We start from the raw sequence: 22,622 nt of genomic DNA, 5'->3' as shown, positions 1-22,622 counted from the left end.
ATCTAAGTCAACGCTGCCAGCTGCATACGAACGGCGGACCACCACTTAGGGGGCTCCGGCCAGGGTCCGCTTCCAGCCCCTCACCACATCGTCCTGGCCGCCCGCTCGGGCCATTCGCGGTCATAGGCCTCGCCGCCGACCTCGCCGGCCGTGACCGCCGCCAGCATCGCGCCGGGGGAGGGGATCGTGGCGGGGTCGACCTGGCTTTCGGCTTTCCACAGACCGGACCGCACGATGGCGCGGGCGCACTGGAAATAGGCCTCCTCGACGGTGATCACCATCACGGTGCGCGGCGCCTTGCCGTCGATGGCGAAGCTGTCCAGCAGCGCCGGATCGGCGCTGATCACCGCCCGGCCATTGACCCGGAAGGTGGTGCCCGAGCCGGGGATCAGGAACAGCAGCGCGACCCTGGGGTCACGGACCACATTGCGCAGGCTGTCGATGCGGTTGTTGCCGCGGCGGTCGGGCAGGATCAGGGTCCGGGGATCAGCCACGCGCACAAAGCCAGGCCTGTCGCCGCGCGGGCTGCAATCCAGACCCTCGGGGCCGATGGTCGCCAGGGCGACGAACGGTGAGGCCTCGATCAGCGCCTGATAGTGGGGCGTGATCTGTGTCGCCACCTTGACCAGTGAGGCCGCGACGGGGGCGATATCATAGAGGGCTTCCAGCGCCTCGAGGCTGTCGATCACGCTCATCTGGCCCTCCGCAACGGCCGGTCGAGCCTAGTCACACAAGGGCGGGCCTGAAAGGTGTCAGGACGAAAACGCCCGGGCGCAGGCCTCGGCCAGGCGACGGGGGGATATCGGCTTGCCGACCACCGGGGGGGCGCGCCCCAGCAGCAGCTCCGAATTGCCGGTGACATAGACTACGGGAATCGCGCCCAGATGTTTGTGAATGGCCTCCACCGCTTCCACGCCCGTGCCGCCGATGATGCGGTAGTCGGCGGTGATCAGGTCGGGGGTGCGGGCCATGGCCATCGCCAGCGCGTCTTGCGGGCTGTCGGCGATATCGAAGCTGGTGAAGCCCTGCTCGGCCAACAAGGCCTCCACTTCGAAGGCGATCAAAATCTCGTCCTCAATGATCAGGGCATGTCGGGCTTTGATGTGCACGGTCATTTGCCGTTGCCTTATATTTCGTCCCTTGATGATTTCAGCGCTGACATACACGCTCACGCTAGTCTCGTTTTCGTGATGTTGCAGATGCTCACATAATCAAATCGCCCAAGATTCGCAGAGAAACTAGAGTGCGATCGACGGTTCAAATGTAAACAATCTGCATTTTTGGGTTTTGGACGCGATTTGCGCAAGGTCTTGGCCCCGCGACCATTGCGTGATGTCCTGATTTGATAGAACCTGCGCGCGGCCTGAGATCGGCAAGTCTGGGTCCCCCCAAATTGGGGTTTGCCAGCGCCTTTATTGTGATTTCGGCGATCCTCGAACAACCTCTGGAGGCGACGCGGCGGGCCAATCCGCGCTATGCAGGCAAAAAAGCCCGCAGGAGCGCCCGTCCATGTCGCAAGACACCCCCCTGATTCCCTCTCCGCTCATCCTGACCGAGAAGCGCGGTCACATCGCCATCCTCACCCTCAACCGTCCCGAGGCCATGAACGCCCTGGGCGCGCCCGGCGACGGTGACCAGGTGGCGGCCGCCTGCGAGGCGATCAATGATGACCAGGAGATTCGCTGCGTGATCCTGACGGGCGCGGGCCGGGCCTTCTCGGCCGGCGGCGACGTCAAGGCGATGAAGGCGCGCGAGGGCGCGTTCGGCGGCAACGGCGTCAAGGTTCGCGACGGCTATCGCAAGAACATCCACCGCATCGTCCGCGCCATCTATGGCCTGGAGGTTCCCTCGATCGCCGCCGTCAACGGCGCGGCCATCGGCCTGGGCTGCGACGTGGCCTGCATGACCGATATCCGCATCGGCACCGACACCGCCAAGTTCGGCGTCACCTTCCTGAAGCTGGGCCTGATCCCCGGCGACGGCGGGGCCTGGCTGATGCCGCGCACCATCGGCATGAGCCGCGCCGCGGAACTGCTGTTCACCGGCGATGTCATCGACGCCGCCAAGGCCGCCGAGTGGGGCCTGATCAGCAAAGCCGTGCCGGCTGACACCCTGATGGACGAGGCCATGGCCCTGGCCACCCGGATCGCGGCCCAGCCGCCGCATGCCCTGCGCATGGCCAAGAGCCTGCTCAAGCACGGCACGACCGCCAGCTATGACACCCTGATGGAGATGAGCGCGGCCGCCCAGGCCATCGCCCACCACACCGAGGACCACATGGAAGGCGTCGACGCGATCCTCGAAAAGCGCGCTCCGGTCTTCAAGGGCGCCTGAGGTCATGGGCAAGGAAGCGCGGGGCGTCTGGGGCCATCTGTCGGACGGCGACTGCGAGGGCAAGCTCCTGTGGGAGTTTCCCAAGCTGATCTTCCGCGGGGCCCATCGCGGCATCTTTCAGGGCCACGCCCTGCGCTACATCAAGGTCGAGGGCAACGATCTGGTGCTCAACGACGGCACCCGGTTCGAGCTGGAGCCGGGCGAGGCCGACAAGTGGCTGTACGCCATCCTCAATCCGCCGGGCCGCCTGGACAAGCTTGGGGTCAAGCCCGGCCAGACGGTCGTGGTGCTGGCGGTGGAGGACGAGGAGTTCCTTGAGGAGCTCTCAACCCGCGTCGAACCGGGCGAGGCCGAGGAGAACATCGATCTGCTGTTCCTCGGCGTCGAGGACCTGGCTGATTTCGATCAGCTGGAAGACCTGATCGGCGGGCTTGGTCCCAAGGGCGCGATCTGGATCGTGGCCCAGAAGGGCAAGGGCGCGCCGCTGAAGGACACCGAGATCCTGGCTGCCGCGCGCGGTCATAGCCTGGTCGACACCAAGGTCTGCTCGTTCTCCAAGACCCACAGCGCCCTGCGGTTCGTGAAGCGCAAGGCGGGGCCGCTGGCGGCAAGCAAGCCCGTCGAGGATGACGACGAGGGCTTCGACGACGAGGTGTGAACCCTTACCAAGCTTCACTGAATGCCCCAGGAAGCGGCCGTAGGCCGTTTCGCCTGACTCGCCCTCGTTCTGGCCGGAGTTTCCTGGGATCAGGCTCAGGGCTGGTCAGTGGGGACGTTTGCGGCTTTGGCCAAAACGGGTCAGGGTAGGTATGGCCAGGAAGATGATCCACTGGCTCATCGGCCAAATCGTTCCCAGGCGCGTCAGGCCATAGACGATGAACAGTGCCGCAAAGCCAAGCTGGATGGCAGACAAGATCGCCTCAAGGGCCGGGTCACGCCGCCCGGCCAGAACCCACAGGCCGCCGGCCAGCACCGCCAGAACCACGGTGACCATATGCCATAGCACTGCGGCAAAGGCAGCCAGAAACGGGTCAGTCAGCGTCGCCTGTAGCGGGTCGTGAACCTCGGGCCCACCCCCGAACACATGAATGAAAAAGGTGAGCGCCATCAGGGCGGCAGCAAGACGGGTCCAGGTCATCGGCATTCTCCATACGGGTGCGTATGGTTTTGATCGTACCTCTTGCGCCTGTCAATACGCCTCCGTATGGTTTCAGGATGAATCCGAAATCGCGCCCTCGTCTTACGGCGGAAGACTGGCTCATGGCCGGGTTTCGGGCCTTGGCCAGCTCGGGCCCGAGCGGCCTGAAGGCAGAGGCCATCGCGCGCGACCTCGGCACGACGAAGGGGTCGTTTTACTGGCACTTCAGGGACTTGCCCGATTATCTGGCCCGTTTGATCCTTCTCTGGGAGGAGCGTGGTTTTGACGGGGTCATCGCTCAGCTCGATCCGTTAGCTCCGCCCCGGGCTCGGTTGGAGCAACTCTGCACGATGGCTGTCAGCTTTGATGACCCGTCCCATGGCGGCGCTGCGCTGGAACCTGCCCTGCGAGCCTGGATGCTGGCGTCACCGGACGTGGCAAAGGCCGTCGCCCGAATGGATGCCCGCCGACTTGCCTATCTCGGCGGCCTATGTCGCGAGGCAGGTATTGAGGATCCCAACGCGCCAGATGCGCTTTACGCCTTGTCCGTTGGGCTGGAAACGCTCGGTGTTCCAGACGCTTACAGATCGATGCAGTTGCTCCTGCGCAGTCTTTGACGTTCAGCTGAACTCGGGTCCTGTCGATCGGGTAGTGTGCTCCTGGCGTCGCCTCATCGCTTCGCCCGGACTGAAATCCTGAGGCAAGCCAATTGGGGGGCGTACCCTTTCGATTAGAAAGCCCCGGCCCCCTTTGGCTGGCGCGTCCACCCGCCTGCGTTCGAGCTTCAGCGCCATCAGATCCAGCGCGTAGGTCTGGTAGGCCTTCCAAGGCTTCCTGACGCCCTGCTTGAGGACCTTGGCCATGGCCCGCTGGACGTAGCCTGAAGAGAATTCCGCCCAGACAGGAGGACGGCGCGGTCATGGTGTTCCTCCTGCTGGAGGAAAGGGCGCTGCGGTCGCAAGCGATCAGAATTGACAGGGTCTGCCCTCGCCAATCCCCGGCGAATGCGGCAGGAAGCGCCATGAACCGCTTTGCTTTTCTAGCCCTTGTCCTGGCCGGGGTCTCCTGGGGTCTGGGCTTTCCGCTGGGCAAGCTGGTCCTGCGCGAAACTGACGCCGCCCACATGGTGCTGTTGCGCTTCGCTGCGGCGGCGGTGGTTGCGGCGCCCTTCGCCCTTATGACCGCCGAGGCGCGGGCTCTGTTCCGCTCGCCTGTGGTGCTGCTGGCCGGGGCGCTCTATGGCGTGGCGTTCCTGGTGCAGTTCGAGGGGCTGGCCCATGTCAGCGTGACTCTGGCGGCCCTGCTGGTCGGCGCCATGCCGGCCCTGATCGCCATCAGCGCCCGGTTCTTTGGCGAGACCGTCAGCCGGGCCTCGTGGGCGGGCGTGATCGCCGCGACCCTGGGCGCGGCCCTGATCGCCGGCAAGCCGGACGGCGCGGGCTCGCCCCTGGGCGTGGCCCTGTCGGTGGGCTCGCTGTTCATCTTCCTGGCCTGGCTGATCGTCATGCGCCGCGCGCCCAAGGTGAAGGCGCCGATGGCCATTCCGGCGGTGACGATGATCGTGGCGGCGGCGACCATCCTGCCCATCGCCCTGCTGATGCACGGCCCGCCCAAGCTGGACCTCAGCCCCGTCGCCTGGGGCAGCATCATCGGTCAGGGCGTGGTGGCGACCCTGCTGGCCACGGCGGCCTGGCAGTATGGCTCTGCCCGGGTCGGCGCCGCCAGCGCCGGGGTGTTCATCAATATCGAACCGCTGATGGGCGCCGCCATCGGCGTGATGCTGTTTGGCGACCACCTGACCGTGGCCCTGTGCGCCGGCGGCCTGCTGATCGTCGCCGGCAGCTTCGCGGTGGTGATGGGGGAGAGGAAGGCCGGAGTTGTCTAGAAGATGGCCGACCTAACAGCCGTCATCCCGGGAACAAGTCCCGGGATGACGACGGTTTGATTGTCAGGCGGAGGGCTCAGGCCGGCGTTTTTACCGACTTCTTCTCGAACGTCATCGCCCCGTCGTCCACCTTGCCCATCTTCAGGGCCATCAGGTCGAGGGCGTAGTTCTGATAGGCCTTCCACGGCTTCTTGACGCCCTGCTTGGGGAACTTGGCCATGGCCCGCTGGACGTAGCCCGACGAGAAATCCAGCCAGGGCTCGGCCTCCATGCCGGCCTCGTCCAGGCGCGGCACGCAGAAGGCCAGCCTGTTGCGGTCCATGTGGTTGAGCAGCTTGCAGACATACTCGCTGGTCAGGTCGGCCTTCAGCGTCCACGAGGCGTTGGTATAGCCGAACGCCGAGGCCAGGTTTGGCACGTCGCTGAACATCATGCCCTTGTAGCTCATGGCCTTGGACAGATCGGCTACCTTGCCGTCGATCACCAGTTCCATGCCGCTGAGCAGCTGCATCTGCAGGCCCGTGGCGGTGACCACGACGTCGGCGTCGAGGGTCTTGCCGGACTTCAGTTTCAGCCCGGTCGGCGTGAAGCTGTCGATATGGTCGGTGACCACCGAGGCCTTGCCGCCCTTGAGGGCGTCGAACAGATCGGCGTCGGGCACCAGGCACAGGCGCTGGTCCCAGGGATTGTAGCTGGGGGTGAAGTGGGTGGCGACGTCGTAGTCGGGGCCCAGATGGCCGCGCACCAGCTCGATCAGCCTCTCCTTGGTCTTTTCGGGCTTCTTGCGGGCAATGTTGAAGAACAGCATCTGCATCAACACGTTCTTCCAGCGCGTGATGCCATAGGCGGTCATGGCCGGCAGCTTGGCGCGCAGCCAGTTGGCGATGCCGTCCTCGGCTGGGCGCGAGACCACATAGGTGGGTGAGCGCTGCAGCATGGTCACGTGGCGGGCGGTCTTGGCCATTTCCGGCACCAGGGTGACGGCGGTGGCGCCGCTGCCGATCACCACCACGCTCTGGCCGGCATAGTCGAGGTCGGCGGGCCAGAACTGCGGATGGACGATCTTGCCGCCGAAGCTTTCGACGCCGGCGAAGTCGGGCGTATAGCCGGCCGCATAGTCGTAATAGCCGGCGCACATATAGAGGAAGTTGCAGCTGACGGTGACGCTCTGGCCCTCGTGCTGCGCCTCGACCGTCCAGGTGGCGGTGTCAGAAGACCAGCTGGCGCGTTTGACGTGGTGGCCGTAGCGGATCTTCTGGTCGATGCCGTACTCGGCGGCGGTCTCGCGCACATAGTTCAGGATCGAGGGGCCGTCGGCGATGGCCTTGGCCTGCCGCCATGGCTTGAACGAATAGCCCAGGGTGTACATGTCGCTGTCGGAGCGGATGCCGGGATAGCGGAACAGGTCCCAGGTGCCGCCGATCGCCTCGCGGCCTTCGAGGATCGCATAGGTCTTTCCGGGGCAGTTGGCCTGCAGGTGATAGCCCGCGCCGATGCCCGACAGGCCCGCGCCCACAATCAGAACGTCGAAGTGCTCGGTGGCCATGCCGTATTCCGCCCCTGATGGATGGTCCGGCTGTTCCGGACGCCTTGATATCTGATCAGTGTTCACCAACAAACGACCGTTTCAACCTAGCGTCAACTGCTGCGGTGCGGCGCGGCGTCGGTTTTCATTGCGCACGGTCGGCTCTCGCGCGTATTGCGGGGCATGTCCCTGCGCGATTTCGGCGTGCTGGTCCTGATCTGTCTGGTCTGGGCCGGCAACAACATCATCTCCAAGATCGTGGTGTCCCACTGGGGCGTGCCGCCGCTGGCCTATGCCTCGGTGCGGTTTGCGCTGGTGGCGCTGGTCACCCTGCCGTGGCTGCTCCCGGCGCCGCGACCGGTCTGGCGGCTGATCCTGGTGGCCCTGCTGATGGGGGCGGGCAATTTCGCGCTGCTGTTCATGGGCTTCAAGACCGCCTCGCCGTCGGCCGCCTCGGTGATCATCCAGCTGGGCGTGCCGTTCACGACCATCCTGTCGGTGATCATCCTGGGCGAGCGCATCCGCTGGAAGCGCGGCCTGGGCATCGCCCTGACCCTGGCCGGGGCGGTGGTGGTGATGTGGAGCCCGCATGGGCTGGAGCTGTCGGCCGGTCTGTGGCTGATCGCGGCGGCGGCCTTCACCGGCTCGCTGGGCGCGGTGATGATGAAGCAGATGGAAGGCGTCAAACCCTTGCAGTTCCAGGCCTGGGTCGGCTTCTCCTCGTTCCTGCCCCTGGCCCTGATCAGCGCCGTGACCGAGCCCGGCTCTGTTCCGGCGGCGCTCAACGCCGGCTGGCCGTTCGTGGCGGCGGTGGTGTTCTCGGCCCTGGTGGTCTCGGTCGTGGGGCACACGGCCTATTACGGCCTGATCCAGAAGTACGAGGCCAATCTGATCGCGCCCTTGACCCTGATGACGCCGCTGATGACCATCGCCCTGGGCGTCCTGATCACCCATGATCATTTCGACCTGCGCATGGGTGTCGGCGCGGCCCTGGCTTTGCTAGGCGTTCTGGTCATCGCCCTGCGCAAGAACCAGGTGATGCCCCTGCTGATGTCTATCCGGAACCGCGTCCAATGACCCTGCCGCTGATCGAGGCGCCGTCGCCCAATTTCGACGCCCGCAAGGCCGTGCCCGACTGCGTCATCCTGCACTATACCGGCATGGAAACCGGCGAGGCCGCGATCGAGCGCCTGCGCGATCCGGAGGCCAAGGTCTCGGCCCACTATGTGGTCGAGGAGGATGGTCGCATCTTCCGGCTGGTGGCCGAAGAACGCCGCGCCTGGCACGCCGGTGCCGCGTTCTGGAAAGGCGTCAAGGACATCAACTCGGCCTCGATCGGCATCGAGATCGTCAATCCCGGCCACGAGTTCGGCTATCGCGCCTTTCCCGACGCGCAAGTTTCCTCGGTCATCAACCTGCTGGCCGATGTGCGCTCGCGCTGGATGATCTCCGACAGCCGGATCCTCGGCCATTCCGACATCGCCCCGGCCCGCAAGATCGATCCGGGCGAGCTGTTCCCGTGGAAGCGCCTGGCCGAGTCCGGTCACGGCCTGTGGATCGAGCCGCCCCCGTCGCCCGGCGCGCCGCTGGGCGAGGGTGAGGAGGGCACCGGCGTCTTCGCGCTTCAGGCCGGCCTGACCCGCCTGGGCTATGACTGCGCCCCGACCGGCAAGTACGACGCTCACACCACCACCATCGTTTCCGCCTTCCAGCGCCACTGGCTGCAGACCCGCTTCGACGGCATCGCCGATGGCGAGACCCGCGCCCGGCTGGTGGGGTTGCTGCGGGCGGGCGACTGATGCATCCGGCCCAGCTGTTCAGGGTCGAGGATCGGGAAACGCTGCTCGCCTTTCTGCGCGCGCATCCGTTCGTGACCCTGGCCGCCAGCGTCGGCGGCCGTCCGATGGTCGCCCAGGCGCCGGTCGTGGTGCGCGACATGCACGACGCGCTGGTCATCGACTTCCACCTGTCGCGCGGCAACGTGCTGGCGCCGCATCTGGTGCAGGGCTTCCGGGCCGTGATGCTGTCGACCGGCCCCGACGCCTATGTCAGCCCCGACTGGTACGAGAGCGCCGACCAGGTGCCGACCTGGAACTATCTCTCCGTCGAAGCCGAAGGTTCGGTCGTCGTTCTGGACGAGGCCGAGTTGATCGCCCAGCTCGATAGTCTCTCGGAACAGGAAGAAGCGCGGCTGGCGCCCAAGCCCCTGTGGACCCGCCACAAGATGGCGCCCGGCAAGTTCGAGGCCATGCTGCGCGGCATCATCGGCGGGCGGCTGTTCCTCGACCGGCTGGAGGGGACCTTCAAGCTGTCGCAGAACAAGGGAGAGGCGGATAGGCTGGGTGCGGCCAAGGGGCTGGGGGAGCATCCGATCGCGAAGCTGATGCGGGACCTCTAAGCCTGTCATCCCGGACAAGCGCGCAGCGCGCTGATCCGAGACCGCGGCAAGCGCATGCGTTTCCGGCGGTCCCGGGTCTCCGCTGCGCTTCGCCCGGGATGACAGGGTTTAGGCATCGCCAATTGACCTCGCCCCCCCAAACCGGCAAACACCGTCCCGGACCAGACGGTCGGGCGGTCGCGGCTTTCGCAAGAGGGCCGAGGAAAGTCCGGGCTCCACGGTGACAAGGCGGCGGGTAACGCCCGCCGGGAGCGATCCCAGGGATAGCGCCACAGAAAGCAAACCTCCTCCCTTTCGAGGGCGGGAAGGGTGAAAGGGTGGGGTAAGAGCCCACCGCGGACCTGGCGACAGGGACGGCATGGCAAGCCCCGCCTGGAGCAAGACCGAATAGGGACCCCGCGTCGGCCTCGCGTCGACTAGGCCGTCACTGGCTGAGTAGGGTTCGGGTAGGTCGCGAGAACCGTCCAGCAATGGGCGGTCCAGAGGAATGATCGTCGCACTTTAGCCTTTCGGGGCAAGGGTGGCACAGAACCCGGCTTACAGACCGTCTGGTCCGTCTCTCCCCGTCTTGATTGTGGCGGGGAGGGGGCAGGCGCCCCTATCCCCCGTCATCGGACAATTTGACCCCTTGTGGGACAAGCCTTTGAACGCCCCCAACACTTAACAGTTCCGTGTATGTTCTGTTGATGGCTTGTGATCACAAGTCACGGACCCGTGCGACATCTTTGTTTTCGCGGCGAAATGCCCGCTGGTGTCATTGTTTCCCAGTTCATCCCATGTTAACCCAGTTTGGTCGGCGGCGATCGGACTTCGCCGTCCGGCGGGGTCTAAAGGGGTAGGGCGCGGTGTTCCTCTCGACGTTCGAGAAGCAGGTGGACAGCAAGCGGCGCATCGTTGTGCCGCAGGACTTCCGCGCGGCGATCTCGGGCCCCTTTGACGGCGTGGTCTGCTTCCCCTCCATCGAGGCCGATTGCCTGGAGGGTGGCGGAAAAGCCTTGTTTGACCGTTACTTGGGCGTGATCGAGGAGCTGGAGTTCGGCGATCCGGTGCGCACGGCGCTGGAGACCAGCGTGCTGGGCGGCATGGCCAAGCTTTCCTTTGATACAGCTGGTCGCATTACGCTTCCCGATCACCTGTGCGAGATGTTCGGTCTGAGTGATTGGGTGACTGTCGTCGGTATGGGTGAGCGTTTTCAGATCTGGTCGCGCGAGGCCTTCCAGGCCCACCGCGCCGCGCAACGCGAGCTGGCCCGCGAGGGTCTTGCGGCCATGCGGGTTCAGCAGCGCACCGCAAGGCTGGGCGGCGTATGACCGAGACCGCTCCCCACATCTCCGTCCTGCTCAACGAGATCGTTGACGCCCTGGCCCCCAAGCCGGGCGAGACGATCATCGACGGCACCTTCGGCGCGGGCGGCTATACCCGCGCCATCCTGGCCACCGGCGCCAGCGTTGTGGGCTTTGACCGCGACCCGACCGTTCAGCGCTTTGCGCAGGGCCTGCCGGCTGACCGCTTCCGTCTGGTGCAAGACCGCTTCTCGCAGATGGCCGAGCATTTCGAGCCGCAGTCGGTGGATGGCGTGGTGCTGGATATCGGCGTCTCGTCCATGCAGCTGGACGAGGCCGAGCGCGGCTTCTCGTTCATGCGCGACGGTCCGCTGGACATGCGGATGAGCGACACCGGTCCGACGGCCGCCGATCTGGTCAATGACCTGGACCACACCGAGCTGGCCCGCATCCTCTATGTCTATGGCGAGGAGCACGCCTCGCGCCGCATCGCCAGCTTCCTGGTGCGCCGCCGCGAAGAGCGCAAGTTCGAGCGCACCCTGGATCTGGCCCATGTGATCGAGCGCGCCCTGGGCGGCCGCAAGGGCGCCAAGGTGCATCCGGCCACCCGCTCGTTCCAGGGCCTGCGCATCGCGGTCAATGAAGAGCTGGCCGAGCTGGAGGCCGCTCTGGCCGCTGCCGAAGTCATCCTCAAGCCCGGCGGTCGGCTGGCGGTGGTGAGCTTCCATTCGCTGGAAGACCGCATCGTCAAAAACTTCCTGGCCGAGCGGGCCGGGCGCACGCCGGGCGGTTCGCGCCACCTGCCGCAGGCGCCGGCCGGTGCGCCGGCCAGCTTCCAGCTGATCGCCAACAAGGCCATCGCGCCGGGCGAGGCCGAGCTGGCGGTCAATCCGCGCGCCCGCTCGTCCAAGCTGCGCGCCGCCATCCGCACGACCGCGCCGATCTGGGTGGATCTGTCGTGAGCGTCTCGGGTCTGTTCAATCGTCGGGTTCGCGGCTTTCGCATTGTCGAAGTCGTGGGTCTGGGCGTTTTGCTGACCCTGGTCACCGGCGTCTATCTGGCCAAGACGGTCGCCGGCCGCGAGCGCAACGAGATCGCCCGCATCGAGCGCGAGATCGAAGACGAGCAGGCTCGCAAGCGCCTGCTTGAGGCCGAGGTCGCCCATCTGGAGCAGCCCCGCCGCATCGAGGCCCTGGCCCTGGCCATGGGGCTGCAGTCCGTTCCGGCCGCTCGCGAGACGACCGAGGACGCCCTGATCGACGTGGCCCGCAACCGTGCGCCGCCCGCGCCTGTCGAACTTCACGCCGCGCCTGTGGCGTCCGACACCCTGGCCGCCGACGCGCCCGAGCCGGCGCCGGACGACGTCCCGACCTCGCCCGCGCCGAAACGGGAGGGCCCGCGATGAGCCTCTCCAACCTAGGCCCGTCCGGCTTTCAGCCCGGCGCCTGGCGCTGGCTGATCGAGCGCGTCTGGCGCCTGGAACACGCCTTCGAGCGCTCGCGCGCCGCCGCCAAGCCCGAAGACGACACCCGTATCCGCATCTTCTTCGTGATGGCCTTCTTTGGCCTGTGCTTCGTGGGTCTGGCCCTGGGGGCAAGCTTTTCGGCTGTGTTCTCCAACGCCGGGAAGGGCGCGGGCTATCTGGCCTCGACCGAGGGCGCGCGGGGCGATCTGGTGGACCGGGGTGGCCGTCTGCTGGCCGTCGACCTGACCCACTACGCCCTGTACGTCGACCCCAAGGAAGTCTGGGACAAGCCCGAAGCGCGTCGCGCGCTCGGCAGGGCCCTGCCCGAAGTGCCCGCCAAGCGCCTGGACAAGGTCGTGTTCGGGGACCGTCGCACCTTCCTGCTGGGCGGCCTGACGCCTGATCAGAAGGACGCCATCTTCAACCTGGGTCTGCCGGGCATCTCGTTCGAGGAGCAGGGCCGCCGCGTCTATCCGCTGGGCGCCACCGCCGCTCATCTGGTCGGTTTCGTCGACAGCGGCGGCAAGGGTCTGGCCGGAGCCGAGCGGGCTCTGGACAAGCCGATCCGGCAGGCGGCCGGCGGCGGTGGTCCCACCGTCCTGTCGATCGACATCCGCGTGCAGGCCGCCCTGGAAGACGAACTGCGCAAGGCTGCGCAAGAGTTCCAGCCGCGCGGCGCAGTTGGCCTGGTGACCAATGTCCACACCGGCGAAATCCTGGGCATGGCCAGCTATCCCGACTTTGATCCCAACAAGGCCGGGACCGCCACCGACGACCAGAAGCTGAACCGGGCGGCCGGCGCGGTGTACGAGATGGGCTCGACCTTCAAGGCCTTTACCGTGGCCATCGGCCTGGATACCGGCGTCGCCACCCCGACCTCGACCTTCGATGCCCGCGAGCCCTACAAGCTGGGCTATCGGACGATCCACGACTACCACGCCGCCAAGGCGATCCTGACCCTGGTCGAGGTGTTCAAGCACTCGTCCAACATCGGCACCGCCAAGCTGGCGGTCGGCGTCGGGGCCCAGCGGCTGAGCCAGTACTTCACCAATCTGGGCCTGACCAAGCCGGCCAAGATCGAGCTGCTGGAATCAGCCCGCCCCCTGACCCCGCGCAAGTGGGACGAGGACGCCGTGGCCTCCACCTCGTTTGGCCACGGCATGAACATCACGCCCCTGGCCCTGGCCGAGGCCATGGGCCCGCTGCTGAACGGCGGCGCCCGTCCGCCCCTGACCATCCGCAAACTGGCCCAGGGCGTGCGGCCCGAAGGTCCGCGCGTGCTGACCGAGGAAACCTCGCAGCAGATGCTGCGGATCATGCGGGCCAATGTCATTCCCGGCGAAGGCGGCAGCGGCGGCAAGGCCGACGTGGCCGGCCTGTCGGTGGGTGGCAAGACCGGCACCGGCGAGAAGTACGATCCGGCCCTCAAGGCCTATAACCACCAGCGCCAGGTCTCGTCCTTCGCGGCGGTGTTCCCGACCGACGGTCCGCTGGAGGCCGACCGCTATTTCGTGCTGATCCTGCTGGATGAGCCCAAGGGCAACGCCCGCACCTCCGGCTTCTCGACCGGCGGCTGGGTCGCTGCTCCCGCAGCCGGCAAGGTAATCGAGCGCATCGCCCCGTTCCTGGGCGTGCATCGCAAGCCGCAGATCCTGACCGTCTCCAACTCGCAAAACACCAGCCCCGGAACCGGCCTGTGACCAAGACGCTTTCCGACCTTCTCAGCCGCGACCTGCCCGAAAGTCCGGTGATCACCGGGGTGACGGCCGACAGCCGCAAGGTCGGGCCCGGAACCCTGTTCGCCGCCCTGCCGGGCACGAAAGTCGACGGCGCCAGCTTCGCCCCCGGGGCCATCGCCGCCGGAGCCGCCGCCGTGCTGGGTCCGGTCGGCATGGAGACCTTTTCGGTCCCGACCGTGAAGGTCGAGGATCCGCGCCGCGCCTATGCCCTGGCTTCGGCCGCGTTCTGGGGCGCCCAGCCGGCGACCTGCATCGCCATCACCGGCACCAACGGCAAGACCTCGGTGGCCGGCTTCTGTCGCCAGATCTTCGCGCGACTCGGTCACAAGGCCGCCAGCATGGGAACCCTGGGCGTCGTGGTCGGCGGGCCCGGTGCTGCGGACCAGCAACTGACCCCTCCCGGCCTCACCACCCCCGACGCGGCCGATGTCGCCGAGATGATGGCGCGTCTGGCGCGCGAGGGTGTCACCCACCTGGCGGTCGAGGCCTCGTCGCACGGCGTGGATCAGCGCCGCCTGGACGGGGTGACCCTGAAGGCCGCCGGCTTCACCAACTTCACCCAGGATCACCTGGACTATCACGGCTCGATGGACAGCTATCGCGACGCCAAGCTGCGCCTGTTTGACGCCCTGCTGCCGATGGGCGCCACAGCGGTGCTGAACAGTGACAGCGACGCCTTCGGCGTCTTCGCCGCAGCGGCCGTGACCTCCGGCCAGAGCGTGTTCTCCGTCGGCGACGAAGGGCAGGGGCTCAAGCTCGTCTCGCGCGCCCTGACCCCGCACGGCCAGACCCTGACGGTCGAGGCGGCGGGCAAGACCTACACCGTCGAACTGCCGCTGGCCGGCGGGTTCCAGGCCAGCAACGTGCTGGTCGCGGCTGGCCTGTGCATCGCCACCGGCGAGGAAACCGCCGCCGTGCTTAAAGCGTTGGAGAGCCTGGAAGGCGCGGCCGGACGTCTGCAGCGCGTGGGTCGCGGCGCCCGGGGCGGCGAGGCCTATGTCGACTATGCCCACACGCCCGATGGTCTGGAGACCGTCCTGCAGGCCCTGCGCCCTCACACGGCCGGCAAGCTGATCGTGGTGTTCGGCGCCGGCGGTGATCGTGATCGCGGCAAGCGGCCGCTGATGGGCGAGATCGCGGCGCGGCTGGCCGACGTGGCCATCGTCACTGACGATAATCCGCGCTCGGAAGAGCCCGCCTCGATCCGCGCCGCCATCCTGGCCGCCGCGCCCGGCGCCACCGAGATCGGCGACCGCCGCGCCGCGATCCGCGCCGCCGCCGCCCAGATGGTCGAAGGCGACGTGCTGGTGGTGGCCGGCAAGGGTCACGAGCAGGGCCAGCTGGTGGCCGGCGTGAACCACCCGTTCGACGATGTCACCGAGACCCTCGCCGCGCTGGAGATGGCTGATGTCTGAGCCCCTCTGGACCGCCCAAGAGATCGCCGCCGCCACCGACGGCAAGGTCACGCAGGACTTCTCGGCCACCGGCGTCTCGATCGACAGCCGCAGCATCGAGCCGGGCGACCTGTTCGTGGCCCTGACCGGCGCGCGCGACGGCCATGAGTTCGTGGTCCAGACCAATGACAAGGGCGCGGCCGGCGCGCTCGTCTCCAAGCCCGTGCCGGTGCCGGCGGTGCTGGTTGAGGACACCTTCCGGGGTCTGGAGCGTCTGGGCGAGGCGGCCCGCCTGCGCGCCCCTCAGGCCCGTCGCGGGGCGATCACCGGCTCGGTCGGCAAGACCAGCGTCACCCGCGCGGTCGAGGCCGGCCTGCGTCTGGCCGGCAAGGCCCACGCTTCGGTCAAGTCGTACAACAACCACATCGGCGTTCCCCTGACCCTGGCCCGCATGCCGCGCGACACCGAGCGCGCCGTATTCGAAGTGGGCATGAACCACGCCGACGAGATCGTGCCGCTGTCGCGAATGATCCGTCCGCACGCCGTGGCCATCACCACCGTCGGCCCCGTGCACCTGGAGAACTTCGCCGACGGCGAGGCGGGCGTCGCCCGCGCCAAGGCCGAAATCTTCGCCGGCCTGGAGCCCGAGGGCGTGGCGGTGCTGAACGCCGACAATCCCTGGTTTGAGTTGCTGAGCGAAGAGGCCAAGAAGGCCGGCGCCACCATCTGGAGCTTCGGCTCTCAGGAGGGCGTCACCGCTCAGCTGACCGGCTTCGACGTTCACGCCGGCGGCGCGACGGTTTCGGTCAAGCTGCGCGGCGAGGCGATCAGCTTTCCGATCCTGCAGACCGGCGTCCACTGGGGCCCCAACAGCCTGTGCGTGCTGCTGATGCTGGAAGCCTTGGGCGTCTCGCGCGACATCGCCCTGCAGGCCCTGGCCAGCTTCGAGCCGATCGAGGGGCGCGGCGCCGAGAAGATCGTCAAGATCGACGGCGGCGCCTTCACCCTGGTCGACGAGAGCTACAACGCCAATCCGGTCTCGATGCAGGCGGCCCTGACGACGCTGGGCGCGCGCAAGGTTGCGGGCCGGCGGATCACCGTTTTGACCGACATGCTCGAACTGGGCGAGGGCAGCGCCCGGTTTCACGCCGAGCTTGCAGGCCCGCTGGACGCCGCCAACGTCGATCTTGTCTTTCTGGCAGGCGTCCACATGAAATCACTGTGGGAGGCGCTTCCGCCGACTCGGCGGGGCGGCTACGCGGAGATTACCGAAAAGTTAACGACGGAACTGACGGCCGCGATCCGGCCGGGCGACGTGGTGATGGTTAAGGGGTCGAATGGCTCCAGGGCTGGCGTTCTCGCCAAGGCTCTGGCGGCGCTTGATCTTGGGGGACGGGGCTGATGCTGTATTTTCTGTATGAATGGCTGGCGCGCGGCCAAGAGCACGTGCCGCTGCTGAACCTGCTGAAGTACCTGACCTTCAGGACCGGCATGGCCATGCTGACGGCCTATATCGTCGCCGTCGCCATGGGCTCGCGCTTCATCCGCTGGATGAAGGCCCGCCAGGGCAAGGGCCAGCCGATCCGCACCGACGGCATCGCCCGCCACATCACCGAAAAGGCCGGCACGCCCACCATGGGCGGCTTCATGATCCTGGCCGGCCTGTTCGTCGGCGCCATCCTGTGGGCCGACCTGCGCAACATCCATGTCTGGGTGGTGCTGCTGATCACCGGCAGCTACGGCGTGCTGGGCTTCATGGACGACTACGCCAAGGTCACCAAGCAGACCACGGCCGGTCTCTCCAGCGGCCAGAAGCTGGTCGCCCAGTTCGTCGTCGCCATCGCCGCCACCGTGCTGCTGATCCTGTATGCGCCCAAGGCAGACATGGCGCCGGGCATGGAGACCAGCCTGGTCTTCCCGTTCTTCAAGACGCTGGTGATCAATCTCGGCTGGTTCTACGTGGCCTTCGCCGCCGTCACCATCGCCGGCTTCTCCAACGCCGTGAACCTGACCGACGGGCTGGACGGCCTGGCCATCGTGCCGGTGATGATCGCGGCGGCCACCTTCGGCCTGATCACCTATCTGGTCGGCAACTACAAGTTCGCCGACTATCTCAACCTGCACTTCGCGCCCGGCGTCGGCGAGCTGGCCGTGCTGTGCGGCGCGATCATCGGCGGGGGCATGGGCTTCCTCTGGTACAACGCGCCCCCCGCCAAGATCTTCATGGGCGACACCGGCTCGCTGGCCCTGGGCGGCGCCTTGGGCGCGATCGCCGTGTGCTCCAAGCACGAGCTGGTTCTGGGCATTGTCGGTGGCCTGTTCGTGGCCGAGGCGCTCAGCGTCATCATCCAGGTCGGCTACTTCAAGAAGACCGGCAAGCGGGTGTTCCTGATGGCCCCGATCCACCACCATTTCGAAAAGCTGGGCTGGCCTGAATCCACCGTCGTGATCCGCTTCTGGATCGTGGCGATGATGCTGTCCTTCGTCGGCCTCGCCACCCTCAAGCTGAGATAGGGAGCCAGATCATGATCCCCGTCCGTGGTTTCGAGGGCAAGACCGTCGCGGTGTTCGGCCTGGGCCGCACCGGCCTGACGGCCGCGCGCGCCCTCGTGGCCGGCGGGGCCAATGTGGCGGTGTGGGACGAGAACCCCGCCAGCCAGGACGCCGCCATGGCCGAGGGCTTCAAGGTCGTCGACCTGCGCTCGGCCGACTGGAGCCTGTTCTCGGCTTTGATGCTGTCGCCCGGCGTGCCCCTGACCCATCCCCAGCCGCACTGGACGGTGAAGATGGCCCGCGACGCCGGGGTCGAGATCCTGGGCGACATCGAGCTCTTCGCCCGCACGGTCAATGCCGCCCCGCCGCACAAGCGGCCCAAGATCATCGCCATCACCGGCACCAACGGCAAATCCACCACCACGGCCCTGATCGGCCACCTGTGCGCCTCGGCCGGCCGCGACACCCGCATCGGCGGCAATATCGGCGCCGGCGTGCTGGGCCTGGAAGACATGCACGGCGGCGCCGTCTATGTGCTGGAACTCTCTTCGTACCAGCTGGACCTGACCAGCAGCCTCAAGGCCGACGCCACGGTGCTGCTCAACATCTCGCCCGACCACCTGGACCGTCATGGCGGCATGGACGGCTATATCGCGGCCAAGCGCCGGATCTTCCTCAATCAGGGCAAGGGCGACACCGCCATCATCGGCGTCGACGATCCCTGGTGCCAGCAGATCTGCACCGAGATCACCGCCGCCAACCGCCGCACCATCTGGCCGATCAGCGCCGGCAAGGCCATGGGCCGGGGCGTCTACGCCCTGCAGGGCGTGCTGTATGACGCCACCGGCGACCGGGTCACCGAGATGGCCGATCTCCTTCGGGCCAGAAGTTTGCCGGGCCGTCACAACTGGCAAAACGCCTGCGCCGCCTATGCCGCCGCCACCGCCATCGGCATCCCGGCCCATGACGTGGTCGAGGGCCTGATGACCTTCCCGGGTCTGGCCCACCGCATGGAGACGGTCGGCAAGATCGGCCGCGTGCGCTTCGTCAACGACAGCAAGGCCACCAACGCCGACGCCGCCCGCCAGGCGATGAGCAGCTATCCCAAGTTCTACTGGATCGCCGGCGGCGTGCCCAAGGCCGGCGGCATCAGCGACCTGCACGACCTCTTCCCGCGCGTCGAGAAGGCCTATCTGATCGGCGACGCCGCTGAAGACTTCGCCGCCACGCTGGAGGGCAAGGCCCCGGTGCGGCTGTGCGGGAGCATCGAGGTGGCCACGGCGGCGGCGTTCTCGGACGCGATGGATTCTGGTGAGGACGCCATCGTGCTGCTGTCGCCGGCCTGTGCGTCGTTCGACCAGTTCGCGGACTTTGAGGCTCGGGGCGAGGCGTTCCGGGCGGCGGTTGAGGGGTTGGGGAAGATCGGGGCTAAGGCGGCGCGGGGGTAGCTGGGGGCGGCCGTCAGCCAGAGCAAGCTCGCCTCCAAGGGTTTCAGGGCGCGGCCTGGTCGCTGGGCCTGTCTTGCGAAGCTCAACCTTATCAACCGTCTTTCCCGCCCGTGTGGCGGGAACCCCTGGTTCAGCCGCACGCGAAGCGCCGGCGAAGTGCGCGCGCCCTTCGCCCCTTCCGCACCTGCGGCGGATAGAGAGGTTCCCGCCACAAGGGCGGGAATGACGGGAGAGGAGGGGGCGGAGTGGGGCTTCGCGCCCCCTAAACCCTTTTCACCCCCACAATCCCCACCGGCGGATTGATCATCTGGCCCTTCATGCTGGGGTTCTGCGGCACGCCGTCCGTCTTCGAGGCCAGGATCTTCCTCACCACGTCCATGCCCTTGACCACCGTGCCGAAGGCCGCGAAGCCCTGGTTGTCGCCGGGGGCGCCGGGCTTGGCGTCGAGATAGGCCATCGGGCTGGCGCAGATGAAGAAGTCGGCCGTGGCGCTGCCCGGCTCGTTGCGGGCCATCGAGAGGGTCCCGGCCTTGTGCCTGATCCCCGTCAGTTTCGTGCTCTCGTGGGCGATGGGCGCGAAGCGGCGGGTGCGGATCGAGGGGCCGGCCTGGATCGAGCCGTTGGCCGGCGCGCCCCGGGCCCGCGAGGCGCGATAGAAGCTGCCGCCGTCGAACTTCTTCTTGTCGACATAGCGCAGGAAGTTGGCCGCCGTGATCGGCGCCTTCTTGTCTTCCAGCTCGACCACGATCACGCCCAGCGCGGTCTCGATCGCCACCCGGGGCTTGGCGCTCTGCGCGTGCGCCGACAGCGGGCTGACCAGCAACAGTCCGGCCCCGACCAGCAGGCTTCGGCGGGCGATCCAGGCGTCTTTCATCGTCATCCTCGGGCGGCAAACAGCGGCTTCACCCTTAGCGCGCCGCCGCCGGCCCATCCACAGGCGAAAAGTCCGCCGCCTTTCGCCGCATATCCCCCGCCGACAAGCGCTGCAGCAATGTTCGATTAACCTTGCGCGCCGACTCTCCGGGCATGTCGACCCAGACCACCCACGCCTTTGCCCGCACCGACCGCACGGCGATCGGCATCTGGTGGTGGACGACTGATCGCTGGCTGCTGGGCGCCACGGCGATTTTGGTCACCCTGGGCGTGCTGCTGTCGTTCGCCTCCAGCCCGGCGGCGGCCCAGCGGATCGGCATCGACGACCAGTTCCATTTCGCCCTGCGGATGTGCGTCTTCGCCAGCGCCTCGGCGGTGATCCTGCTTGGGACCTCGATGTTGTCGCCCAAGGGCGTGCGGCGCACGGCGTTCTTCGTCTATGTAGCGGCCATCGCGGTGATGATCGCCCTGCCGTTCATCGGCCACAACGCCAAGGGCGCCACCCGCTGGGTGCAGTTCGCCGGCTTCACCCTGCAGCCGTCCGAGTTCATGAAGCCGGCCCTGATCGTGCTGGTCTCGTGGATGTTCGCCGAGGGTCAGAAGGGCGAGGGGGTGCCCGGGGTGTCGATCGCCTTCCTGCTGTACGCCATCGCCGTGGGCCTGCTGCTGATCCAGCCCGATGTGGGCCAGACCGTGCTGATCACCGTGGCCTTCGGGGCCGCCTTCTGGATGGCCGGGGTGCCGATCAGCTGGATCATGGGCCTGGGCGGGGTTGCGGTGGCGGGACTGTTCTCGACCTATTTCCTGTTCGACCACGTGCATGCCCGGGTACAGAAGTTCCTCAGCCCCGACCAGGCCGACACCCACCAGATCACCCGCGCCGCCGAGGCCATCAACGCCGGCGGCCTGTTCGGACGCGGGCCGGGCGAGGGGGTCATGAAGCGCCACGTGCCCGACCTGCACACCGACTTCATCTATTCGGTCGCCGCCGAGGAATATGGCCTGGTGTTCTCGCTGTCGCTGATCGGCCTGTTCGCCTTCGTAGTGGTGCGCGGCATGATGAAGGCCATGAAGCTGAACGACACCTTCGAGCAGGTCGCCGCCGCCGGTTTGTTCGTGCTGGTGGGCCAGCAGGCGATGATCAATATCGCGGTGAACTTGAACATGATCCCGACCAAGGGCATGACGCTTCCGTTCATCAGCTACGGGGGATCGTCGATGCTGGCTATGGGACTGACTTTGGGCCTGGCCCTGGCCCTGCTGCGCAAGCGCCCCGGCGCCTATGGCCCCTCTGGCGAGTTTACCCAGGGCGGCGCGTTCAACTGACATGAGCAAGCTTGTTGTCGTCGCCGCCGGGGGTACCGGCGGTCACATGTTCCCTGCCCAGGCCCTGGCCGAAACCCTCGGGGCCCGAGGCTGGCGCGTGGTGCTGGCCACCGATGATCGCGGCGCGATCTATGCCGACAAGTTCCCCGCCGAGGAACGCCTGGCCCTGTCGGCCGCCACGGCCAAGGCCGGCGATCCGATCGGCATGCTCAAGGCCGGCTTTGTCGTCGCCCAGGGCGTGCTGCAGGCGAGATCAGCCTTCAAGCGCCTGGACCCGGCCGTGGTGGTGGGTTTCGGCGGCTATCCCGCACTTCCCGCCTTGCTGGGCGCCCTGACCCAGGGCCGCCCCACGGTGATCCACGAGCAGAACGCGGTGCTGGGCCGCGTCAACCGCTTCCTGGCCCCTCGCGTCACCGAGGTTGCCTGCGCCTTTCCGATCCTGGAAAAGGCTACCCCCGCCGTGAAGGCCCGCGCCCACGTCGTCGGCAACCCCGTGCGCCCGCCGGTGCGCGCCCTGTTCGACGTGCCCTACCTGCCGCCGGAAGTGCAGCTACGCATCCTGGTCACCGGCGGCAGCCAGGGCGCCCGCTTGCTGTCGGAACTGATCCCCGAGGCCATCGCCAAGCTGCCCGAAGAGATGCGCGGCCGCCTGAAGGTCTTCCAGCAGGCCCGCGCCGAGAGCCTGGAACACGCCCGCAAGGTCTATCGCAACGCCATGGTCGACTGCGAAGTGGCCCCGTTCTTCCGCGACATGGCCGGCTATCTGCGCCAGTCGCACCTGGTGATCGGCCGCTCCGGCGCCTCGACCTGCACCGAACTGGCCGTCGCCGGCCGTCCCTCGATCCTGGTCCCCCTGAAGATCGCCGCCGACGACCACCAGCGCTTCAACGCCCGCCTGCTGGAAGAAGCCGGCGGCGCGGCCGTGTGCTTCGAGGACGAGCTGACCGTCGACGCCATGGCCGGGGCCCTCAACGCCCTGCTCAAGAACCCCGAGCGCCTGGCGCGGATGTCTGACGGGGCGCGGTCAGTGGCCAAGCCGGATGCGGCCGAGGAACTGGCGGATCTGGTGGAGCGGACGGCGGGACAGGTCCGAATCCCCTCGCGTTAGAGGGCGGACCCGATTCTGGCTGGGCGAGGGGCCTCTGGGATGCATCCGGCCAGGTCCTTCGGCCCTTCATGTGGTCCTGGCCCTTGCTGGTGTCAGGTTTTCCAGCATGGCGCGAGCGGTTGGACGGAGATCGCGCGAACCGTCACAGCTTACCCGTCACCGCAGCGCCAAAATCACGCCGGAAGGCCCAGACGCTGAAATCCCGCGTGCTTC

The 22,622-nt window shown here is 67.2% G+C and carries 22 protein-coding genes and 1 other RNA gene; 18 read left to right on the top strand and 5 right to left on the bottom strand.

The window, feature by feature from the left end:
• Positions 1-80: 80 nt before the first annotated feature.
• Positions 81-695, bottom strand: a complete 615-nt coding sequence (locus tag ACN2C8_RS12265) for a pyridoxamine 5'-phosphate oxidase family protein (protein ID WP_419252046.1) — start codon at positions 693-695, stop codon at positions 81-83.
• A gap of 57 nt (positions 696-752) precedes the next feature.
• Complete coding sequence (locus ACN2C8_RS12260; protein ID WP_419252045.1) at positions 753-1,115, bottom strand: response regulator; 363 nt, start codon at positions 1,113-1,115, stop codon at positions 753-755.
• Between the two features lie 394 nt (positions 1,116-1,509).
• On the opposite strand from ACN2C8_RS12260, the gene ACN2C8_RS12255 reads away from it, so the two are divergent.
• Together ACN2C8_RS12255 and ACN2C8_RS12250 are read left to right on the top strand one after the other, a co-directional pair.
• Positions 1,510-2,334, top strand: a complete 825-nt coding sequence (locus tag ACN2C8_RS12255; RefSeq protein ID WP_419252044.1) for a crotonase/enoyl-CoA hydratase family protein — start codon at positions 1,510-1,512, stop codon at positions 2,332-2,334.
• A 4-nt stretch (positions 2,335-2,338) separates the two neighbouring features.
• Positions 2,339-2,992 carry a DUF3052 domain-containing protein gene (locus tag ACN2C8_RS12250; RefSeq protein ID WP_419252043.1) on the top strand — a complete coding sequence of 218 codons (654 nt, stop codon included), beginning with the start codon at positions 2,339-2,341 and terminating at the stop codon, positions 2,990-2,992.
• Positions 2,993-3,097: 105 nt separating this feature from the next.
• Here the strand turns inward: ACN2C8_RS12250 and ACN2C8_RS12245 are convergent, their stop codons facing one another.
• Positions 3,098-3,472, bottom strand: coding sequence for a hypothetical protein (locus ACN2C8_RS12245; protein ID WP_419252042.1), 375 nt, complete (start codon positions 3,470-3,472; stop codon positions 3,098-3,100).
• A 122-nt stretch (positions 3,473-3,594) separates the two neighbouring features.
• Here ACN2C8_RS12245 and ACN2C8_RS12240 point away from each other — a divergent pair, with 122 nt between their 5' ends.
• Positions 3,595-4,089 carry a TetR/AcrR family transcriptional regulator gene (locus ACN2C8_RS12240; RefSeq protein ID WP_419252041.1) on the top strand — a complete coding sequence of 165 codons (495 nt, stop codon included), beginning with the start codon at positions 3,595-3,597 and terminating at the stop codon, positions 4,087-4,089.
• Between the two features lie 404 nt (positions 4,090-4,493).
• Positions 4,494-5,357, top strand: coding sequence for a DMT family transporter (locus ACN2C8_RS12235; protein ID WP_419252040.1), 864 nt, complete (start codon positions 4,494-4,496; stop codon positions 5,355-5,357).
• A 76-nt stretch (positions 5,358-5,433) separates the two neighbouring features.
• Here the strand turns inward: ACN2C8_RS12235 and ACN2C8_RS12230 are convergent, their stop codons facing one another.
• Positions 5,434-6,903: a flavin-containing monooxygenase gene (locus ACN2C8_RS12230; protein ID WP_419252039.1), complete on the bottom strand. Its 1,470-nt coding sequence runs from the start codon at positions 6,901-6,903 to the stop codon at positions 5,434-5,436.
• A gap of 162 nt (positions 6,904-7,065) precedes the next feature.
• On the opposite strand from ACN2C8_RS12230, the gene ACN2C8_RS12225 reads away from it, so the two are divergent.
• The 12 genes from ACN2C8_RS12225 to murD all read left to right on the top strand — a co-directional run bounded on the left by ACN2C8_RS12225 (position 7,066) and on the right by murD (position 19,102).
• Positions 7,066-7,959: a DMT family transporter gene (locus tag ACN2C8_RS12225; RefSeq protein WP_419252038.1), complete on the top strand. Its 894-nt coding sequence runs from the start codon at positions 7,066-7,068 to the stop codon at positions 7,957-7,959.
• Positions 7,956-8,681 carry an N-acetylmuramoyl-L-alanine amidase gene (locus ACN2C8_RS12220; protein WP_419252037.1) on the top strand — a complete coding sequence of 242 codons (726 nt, stop codon included), beginning with the start codon at positions 7,956-7,958 and terminating at the stop codon, positions 8,679-8,681. Before ACN2C8_RS12225 ends, ACN2C8_RS12220 begins: the two co-directional genes overlap by 4 nt.
• A complete protein-coding gene (locus ACN2C8_RS12215) occupies positions 8,681-9,280 on the top strand; it encodes an FMN-binding negative transcriptional regulator (protein ID WP_419252036.1) in 600 nt (199 codons plus the stop codon). Before ACN2C8_RS12220 ends, ACN2C8_RS12215 begins: the two co-directional genes overlap by 1 nt.
• A 161-nt stretch (positions 9,281-9,441) precedes the next feature.
• Positions 9,442-9,836, top strand: an RNA gene (rnpB, locus tag ACN2C8_RS12210) — RNase P RNA component class A.
• A gap of 289 nt (positions 9,837-10,125) precedes the next feature.
• On the top strand, positions 10,126-10,590 hold the full coding sequence (locus ACN2C8_RS12205; protein ID WP_419252035.1) for a division/cell wall cluster transcriptional repressor MraZ: 465 nt from the start codon (positions 10,126-10,128) through the stop codon (positions 10,588-10,590).
• Entirely contained in the window at positions 10,587-11,525 is a 939-nt protein-coding gene (gene rsmH / locus ACN2C8_RS12200) for a 16S rRNA (cytosine(1402)-N(4))-methyltransferase RsmH (protein WP_419252034.1), read from the top strand. Before ACN2C8_RS12205 ends, rsmH begins: the two co-directional genes overlap by 4 nt.
• Positions 11,522-11,968 (top strand): cell division protein FtsL, encoded by a 447-nt coding sequence (gene ftsL, locus ACN2C8_RS12195; RefSeq protein ID WP_419252033.1) that lies wholly within the window; start codon positions 11,522-11,524, stop codon positions 11,966-11,968. Before rsmH ends, ftsL begins: the two co-directional genes overlap by 4 nt.
• Positions 11,965-13,728 carry a peptidoglycan D,D-transpeptidase FtsI family protein gene (locus tag ACN2C8_RS12190; RefSeq protein WP_419252032.1) on the top strand — a complete coding sequence of 588 codons (1,764 nt, stop codon included), beginning with the start codon at positions 11,965-11,967 and terminating at the stop codon, positions 13,726-13,728. Before ftsL ends, ACN2C8_RS12190 begins: the two co-directional genes overlap by 4 nt.
• Positions 13,725-15,182 carry a UDP-N-acetylmuramoyl-L-alanyl-D-glutamate--2,6-diaminopimelate ligase gene (locus tag ACN2C8_RS12185; RefSeq protein WP_419252031.1) on the top strand — a complete coding sequence of 486 codons (1,458 nt, stop codon included), beginning with the start codon at positions 13,725-13,727 and terminating at the stop codon, positions 15,180-15,182. The genes ACN2C8_RS12190 and ACN2C8_RS12185 overlap by 4 nt, the downstream gene beginning before the upstream one ends.
• On the top strand, positions 15,175-16,563 hold the full coding sequence (locus tag ACN2C8_RS12180) for a UDP-N-acetylmuramoyl-tripeptide--D-alanyl-D-alanine ligase (RefSeq protein ID WP_419252030.1): 1,389 nt from the start codon (positions 15,175-15,177) through the stop codon (positions 16,561-16,563). Before ACN2C8_RS12185 ends, ACN2C8_RS12180 begins: the two co-directional genes overlap by 8 nt.
• Complete coding sequence (gene mraY / locus ACN2C8_RS12175; protein ID WP_419252029.1) at positions 16,563-17,675, top strand: phospho-N-acetylmuramoyl-pentapeptide-transferase; 1,113 nt, start codon at positions 16,563-16,565, stop codon at positions 17,673-17,675. The genes ACN2C8_RS12180 and mraY overlap by 1 nt, the downstream gene beginning before the upstream one ends.
• An 11-nt stretch (positions 17,676-17,686) precedes the next feature.
• Positions 17,687-19,102 (top strand): UDP-N-acetylmuramoyl-L-alanine--D-glutamate ligase, encoded by a 1,416-nt coding sequence (gene murD / locus ACN2C8_RS12170; protein WP_419252028.1) that lies wholly within the window; start codon positions 17,687-17,689, stop codon positions 19,100-19,102.
• A gap of 262 nt (positions 19,103-19,364) precedes the next feature.
• Here murD and ACN2C8_RS12165 read toward each other — a convergent pair whose 3' ends face one another.
• On the bottom strand, positions 19,365-19,976 hold the full coding sequence (locus ACN2C8_RS12165) for a peptidylprolyl isomerase (protein WP_419252027.1): 612 nt from the start codon (positions 19,974-19,976) through the stop codon (positions 19,365-19,367).
• Between the two features lie 152 nt (positions 19,977-20,128).
• Here ACN2C8_RS12165 and ftsW point away from each other — a divergent pair, with 152 nt between their 5' ends.
• Together ftsW and murG are read left to right on the top strand one after the other, a co-directional pair.
• Positions 20,129-21,301: a putative lipid II flippase FtsW gene (gene ftsW, locus ACN2C8_RS12160; RefSeq protein ID WP_419255877.1), complete on the top strand. Its 1,173-nt coding sequence runs from the start codon at positions 20,129-20,131 to the stop codon at positions 21,299-21,301.
• 1 nt (position 21,302) lies between these two features.
• Positions 21,303-22,409, top strand: coding sequence for an undecaprenyldiphospho-muramoylpentapeptide beta-N-acetylglucosaminyltransferase (gene murG, locus ACN2C8_RS12155; RefSeq protein ID WP_419252026.1), 1,107 nt, complete (start codon positions 21,303-21,305; stop codon positions 22,407-22,409).
• Positions 22,410-22,622: the final 213 nt, after the last annotated feature.

Source organism: Caulobacter sp. ErkDOM-C (assembly GCF_048541825.1).
Classification (GTDB): Bacteria; Pseudomonadota; Alphaproteobacteria; order Caulobacterales; family Caulobacteraceae; genus Caulobacter.
Note: the sequence above shows the minus strand (reverse complement) of the source record. Positions and strands in the feature narration are given on the sequence as shown.

What these genes read in the sequence shown, in the direction of transcription:
- ACN2C8_RS12265 (WP_419252046.1), bottom strand. Translation starts at nt 695, where the DNA reads ATGAGCGTGATCGACAGCCTCGAGGCGCTGGAAGCCCTCTATGATATC.
- ACN2C8_RS12260 (WP_419252045.1), bottom strand. Translation starts at nt 1,115, where the DNA reads ATGACCGTGCACATCAAAGCCCGACATGCCCTGATCATTGAGGACGAG.
- ACN2C8_RS12255 (WP_419252044.1), top strand. Translation starts at nt 1,510, where the DNA reads ATGTCGCAAGACACCCCCCTGATTCCCTCTCCGCTCATCCTGACCGAG.
- ACN2C8_RS12250 (WP_419252043.1), top strand. Translation starts at nt 2,339, where the DNA reads ATGGGCAAGGAAGCGCGGGGCGTCTGGGGCCATCTGTCGGACGGCGAC.
- ACN2C8_RS12245 (WP_419252042.1), bottom strand. Translation starts at nt 3,472, where the DNA reads ATGACCTGGACCCGTCTTGCTGCCGCCCTGATGGCGCTCACCTTTTTC.
- ACN2C8_RS12240 (WP_419252041.1), top strand. Translation starts at nt 3,595, where the DNA reads ATGGCCGGGTTTCGGGCCTTGGCCAGCTCGGGCCCGAGCGGCCTGAAG.
- ACN2C8_RS12235 (WP_419252040.1), top strand. Translation starts at nt 4,494, where the DNA reads ATGAACCGCTTTGCTTTTCTAGCCCTTGTCCTGGCCGGGGTCTCCTGG.
- ACN2C8_RS12230 (WP_419252039.1), bottom strand. Translation starts at nt 6,903, where the DNA reads ATGGCCACCGAGCACTTCGACGTTCTGATTGTGGGCGCGGGCCTGTCG.
- ACN2C8_RS12225 (WP_419252038.1), top strand. Translation starts at nt 7,066, where the DNA reads ATGTCCCTGCGCGATTTCGGCGTGCTGGTCCTGATCTGTCTGGTCTGG.
- ACN2C8_RS12220 (WP_419252037.1), top strand. Translation starts at nt 7,956, where the DNA reads ATGACCCTGCCGCTGATCGAGGCGCCGTCGCCCAATTTCGACGCCCGC.
- ACN2C8_RS12215 (WP_419252036.1), top strand. Translation starts at nt 8,681, where the DNA reads ATGCATCCGGCCCAGCTGTTCAGGGTCGAGGATCGGGAAACGCTGCTC.
- rsmH (WP_419252034.1), top strand. Translation starts at nt 10,587, where the DNA reads ATGACCGAGACCGCTCCCCACATCTCCGTCCTGCTCAACGAGATCGTT.
- ACN2C8_RS12190 (WP_419252032.1), top strand. Translation starts at nt 11,965, where the DNA reads ATGAGCCTCTCCAACCTAGGCCCGTCCGGCTTTCAGCCCGGCGCCTGG.
- ACN2C8_RS12180 (WP_419252030.1), top strand. Translation starts at nt 15,175, where the DNA reads ATGTCTGAGCCCCTCTGGACCGCCCAAGAGATCGCCGCCGCCACCGAC.
- mraY (WP_419252029.1), top strand. Translation starts at nt 16,563, where the DNA reads ATGCTGTATTTTCTGTATGAATGGCTGGCGCGCGGCCAAGAGCACGTG.
- murD (WP_419252028.1), top strand. Translation starts at nt 17,687, where the DNA reads ATGATCCCCGTCCGTGGTTTCGAGGGCAAGACCGTCGCGGTGTTCGGC.
- ACN2C8_RS12165 (WP_419252027.1), bottom strand. Translation starts at nt 19,976, where the DNA reads ATGAAAGACGCCTGGATCGCCCGCCGAAGCCTGCTGGTCGGGGCCGGA.
- ftsW (WP_419255877.1), top strand. Translation starts at nt 20,129, where the DNA reads ATGTCGACCCAGACCACCCACGCCTTTGCCCGCACCGACCGCACGGCG.
- murG (WP_419252026.1), top strand. Translation starts at nt 21,303, where the DNA reads ATGAGCAAGCTTGTTGTCGTCGCCGCCGGGGGTACCGGCGGTCACATG.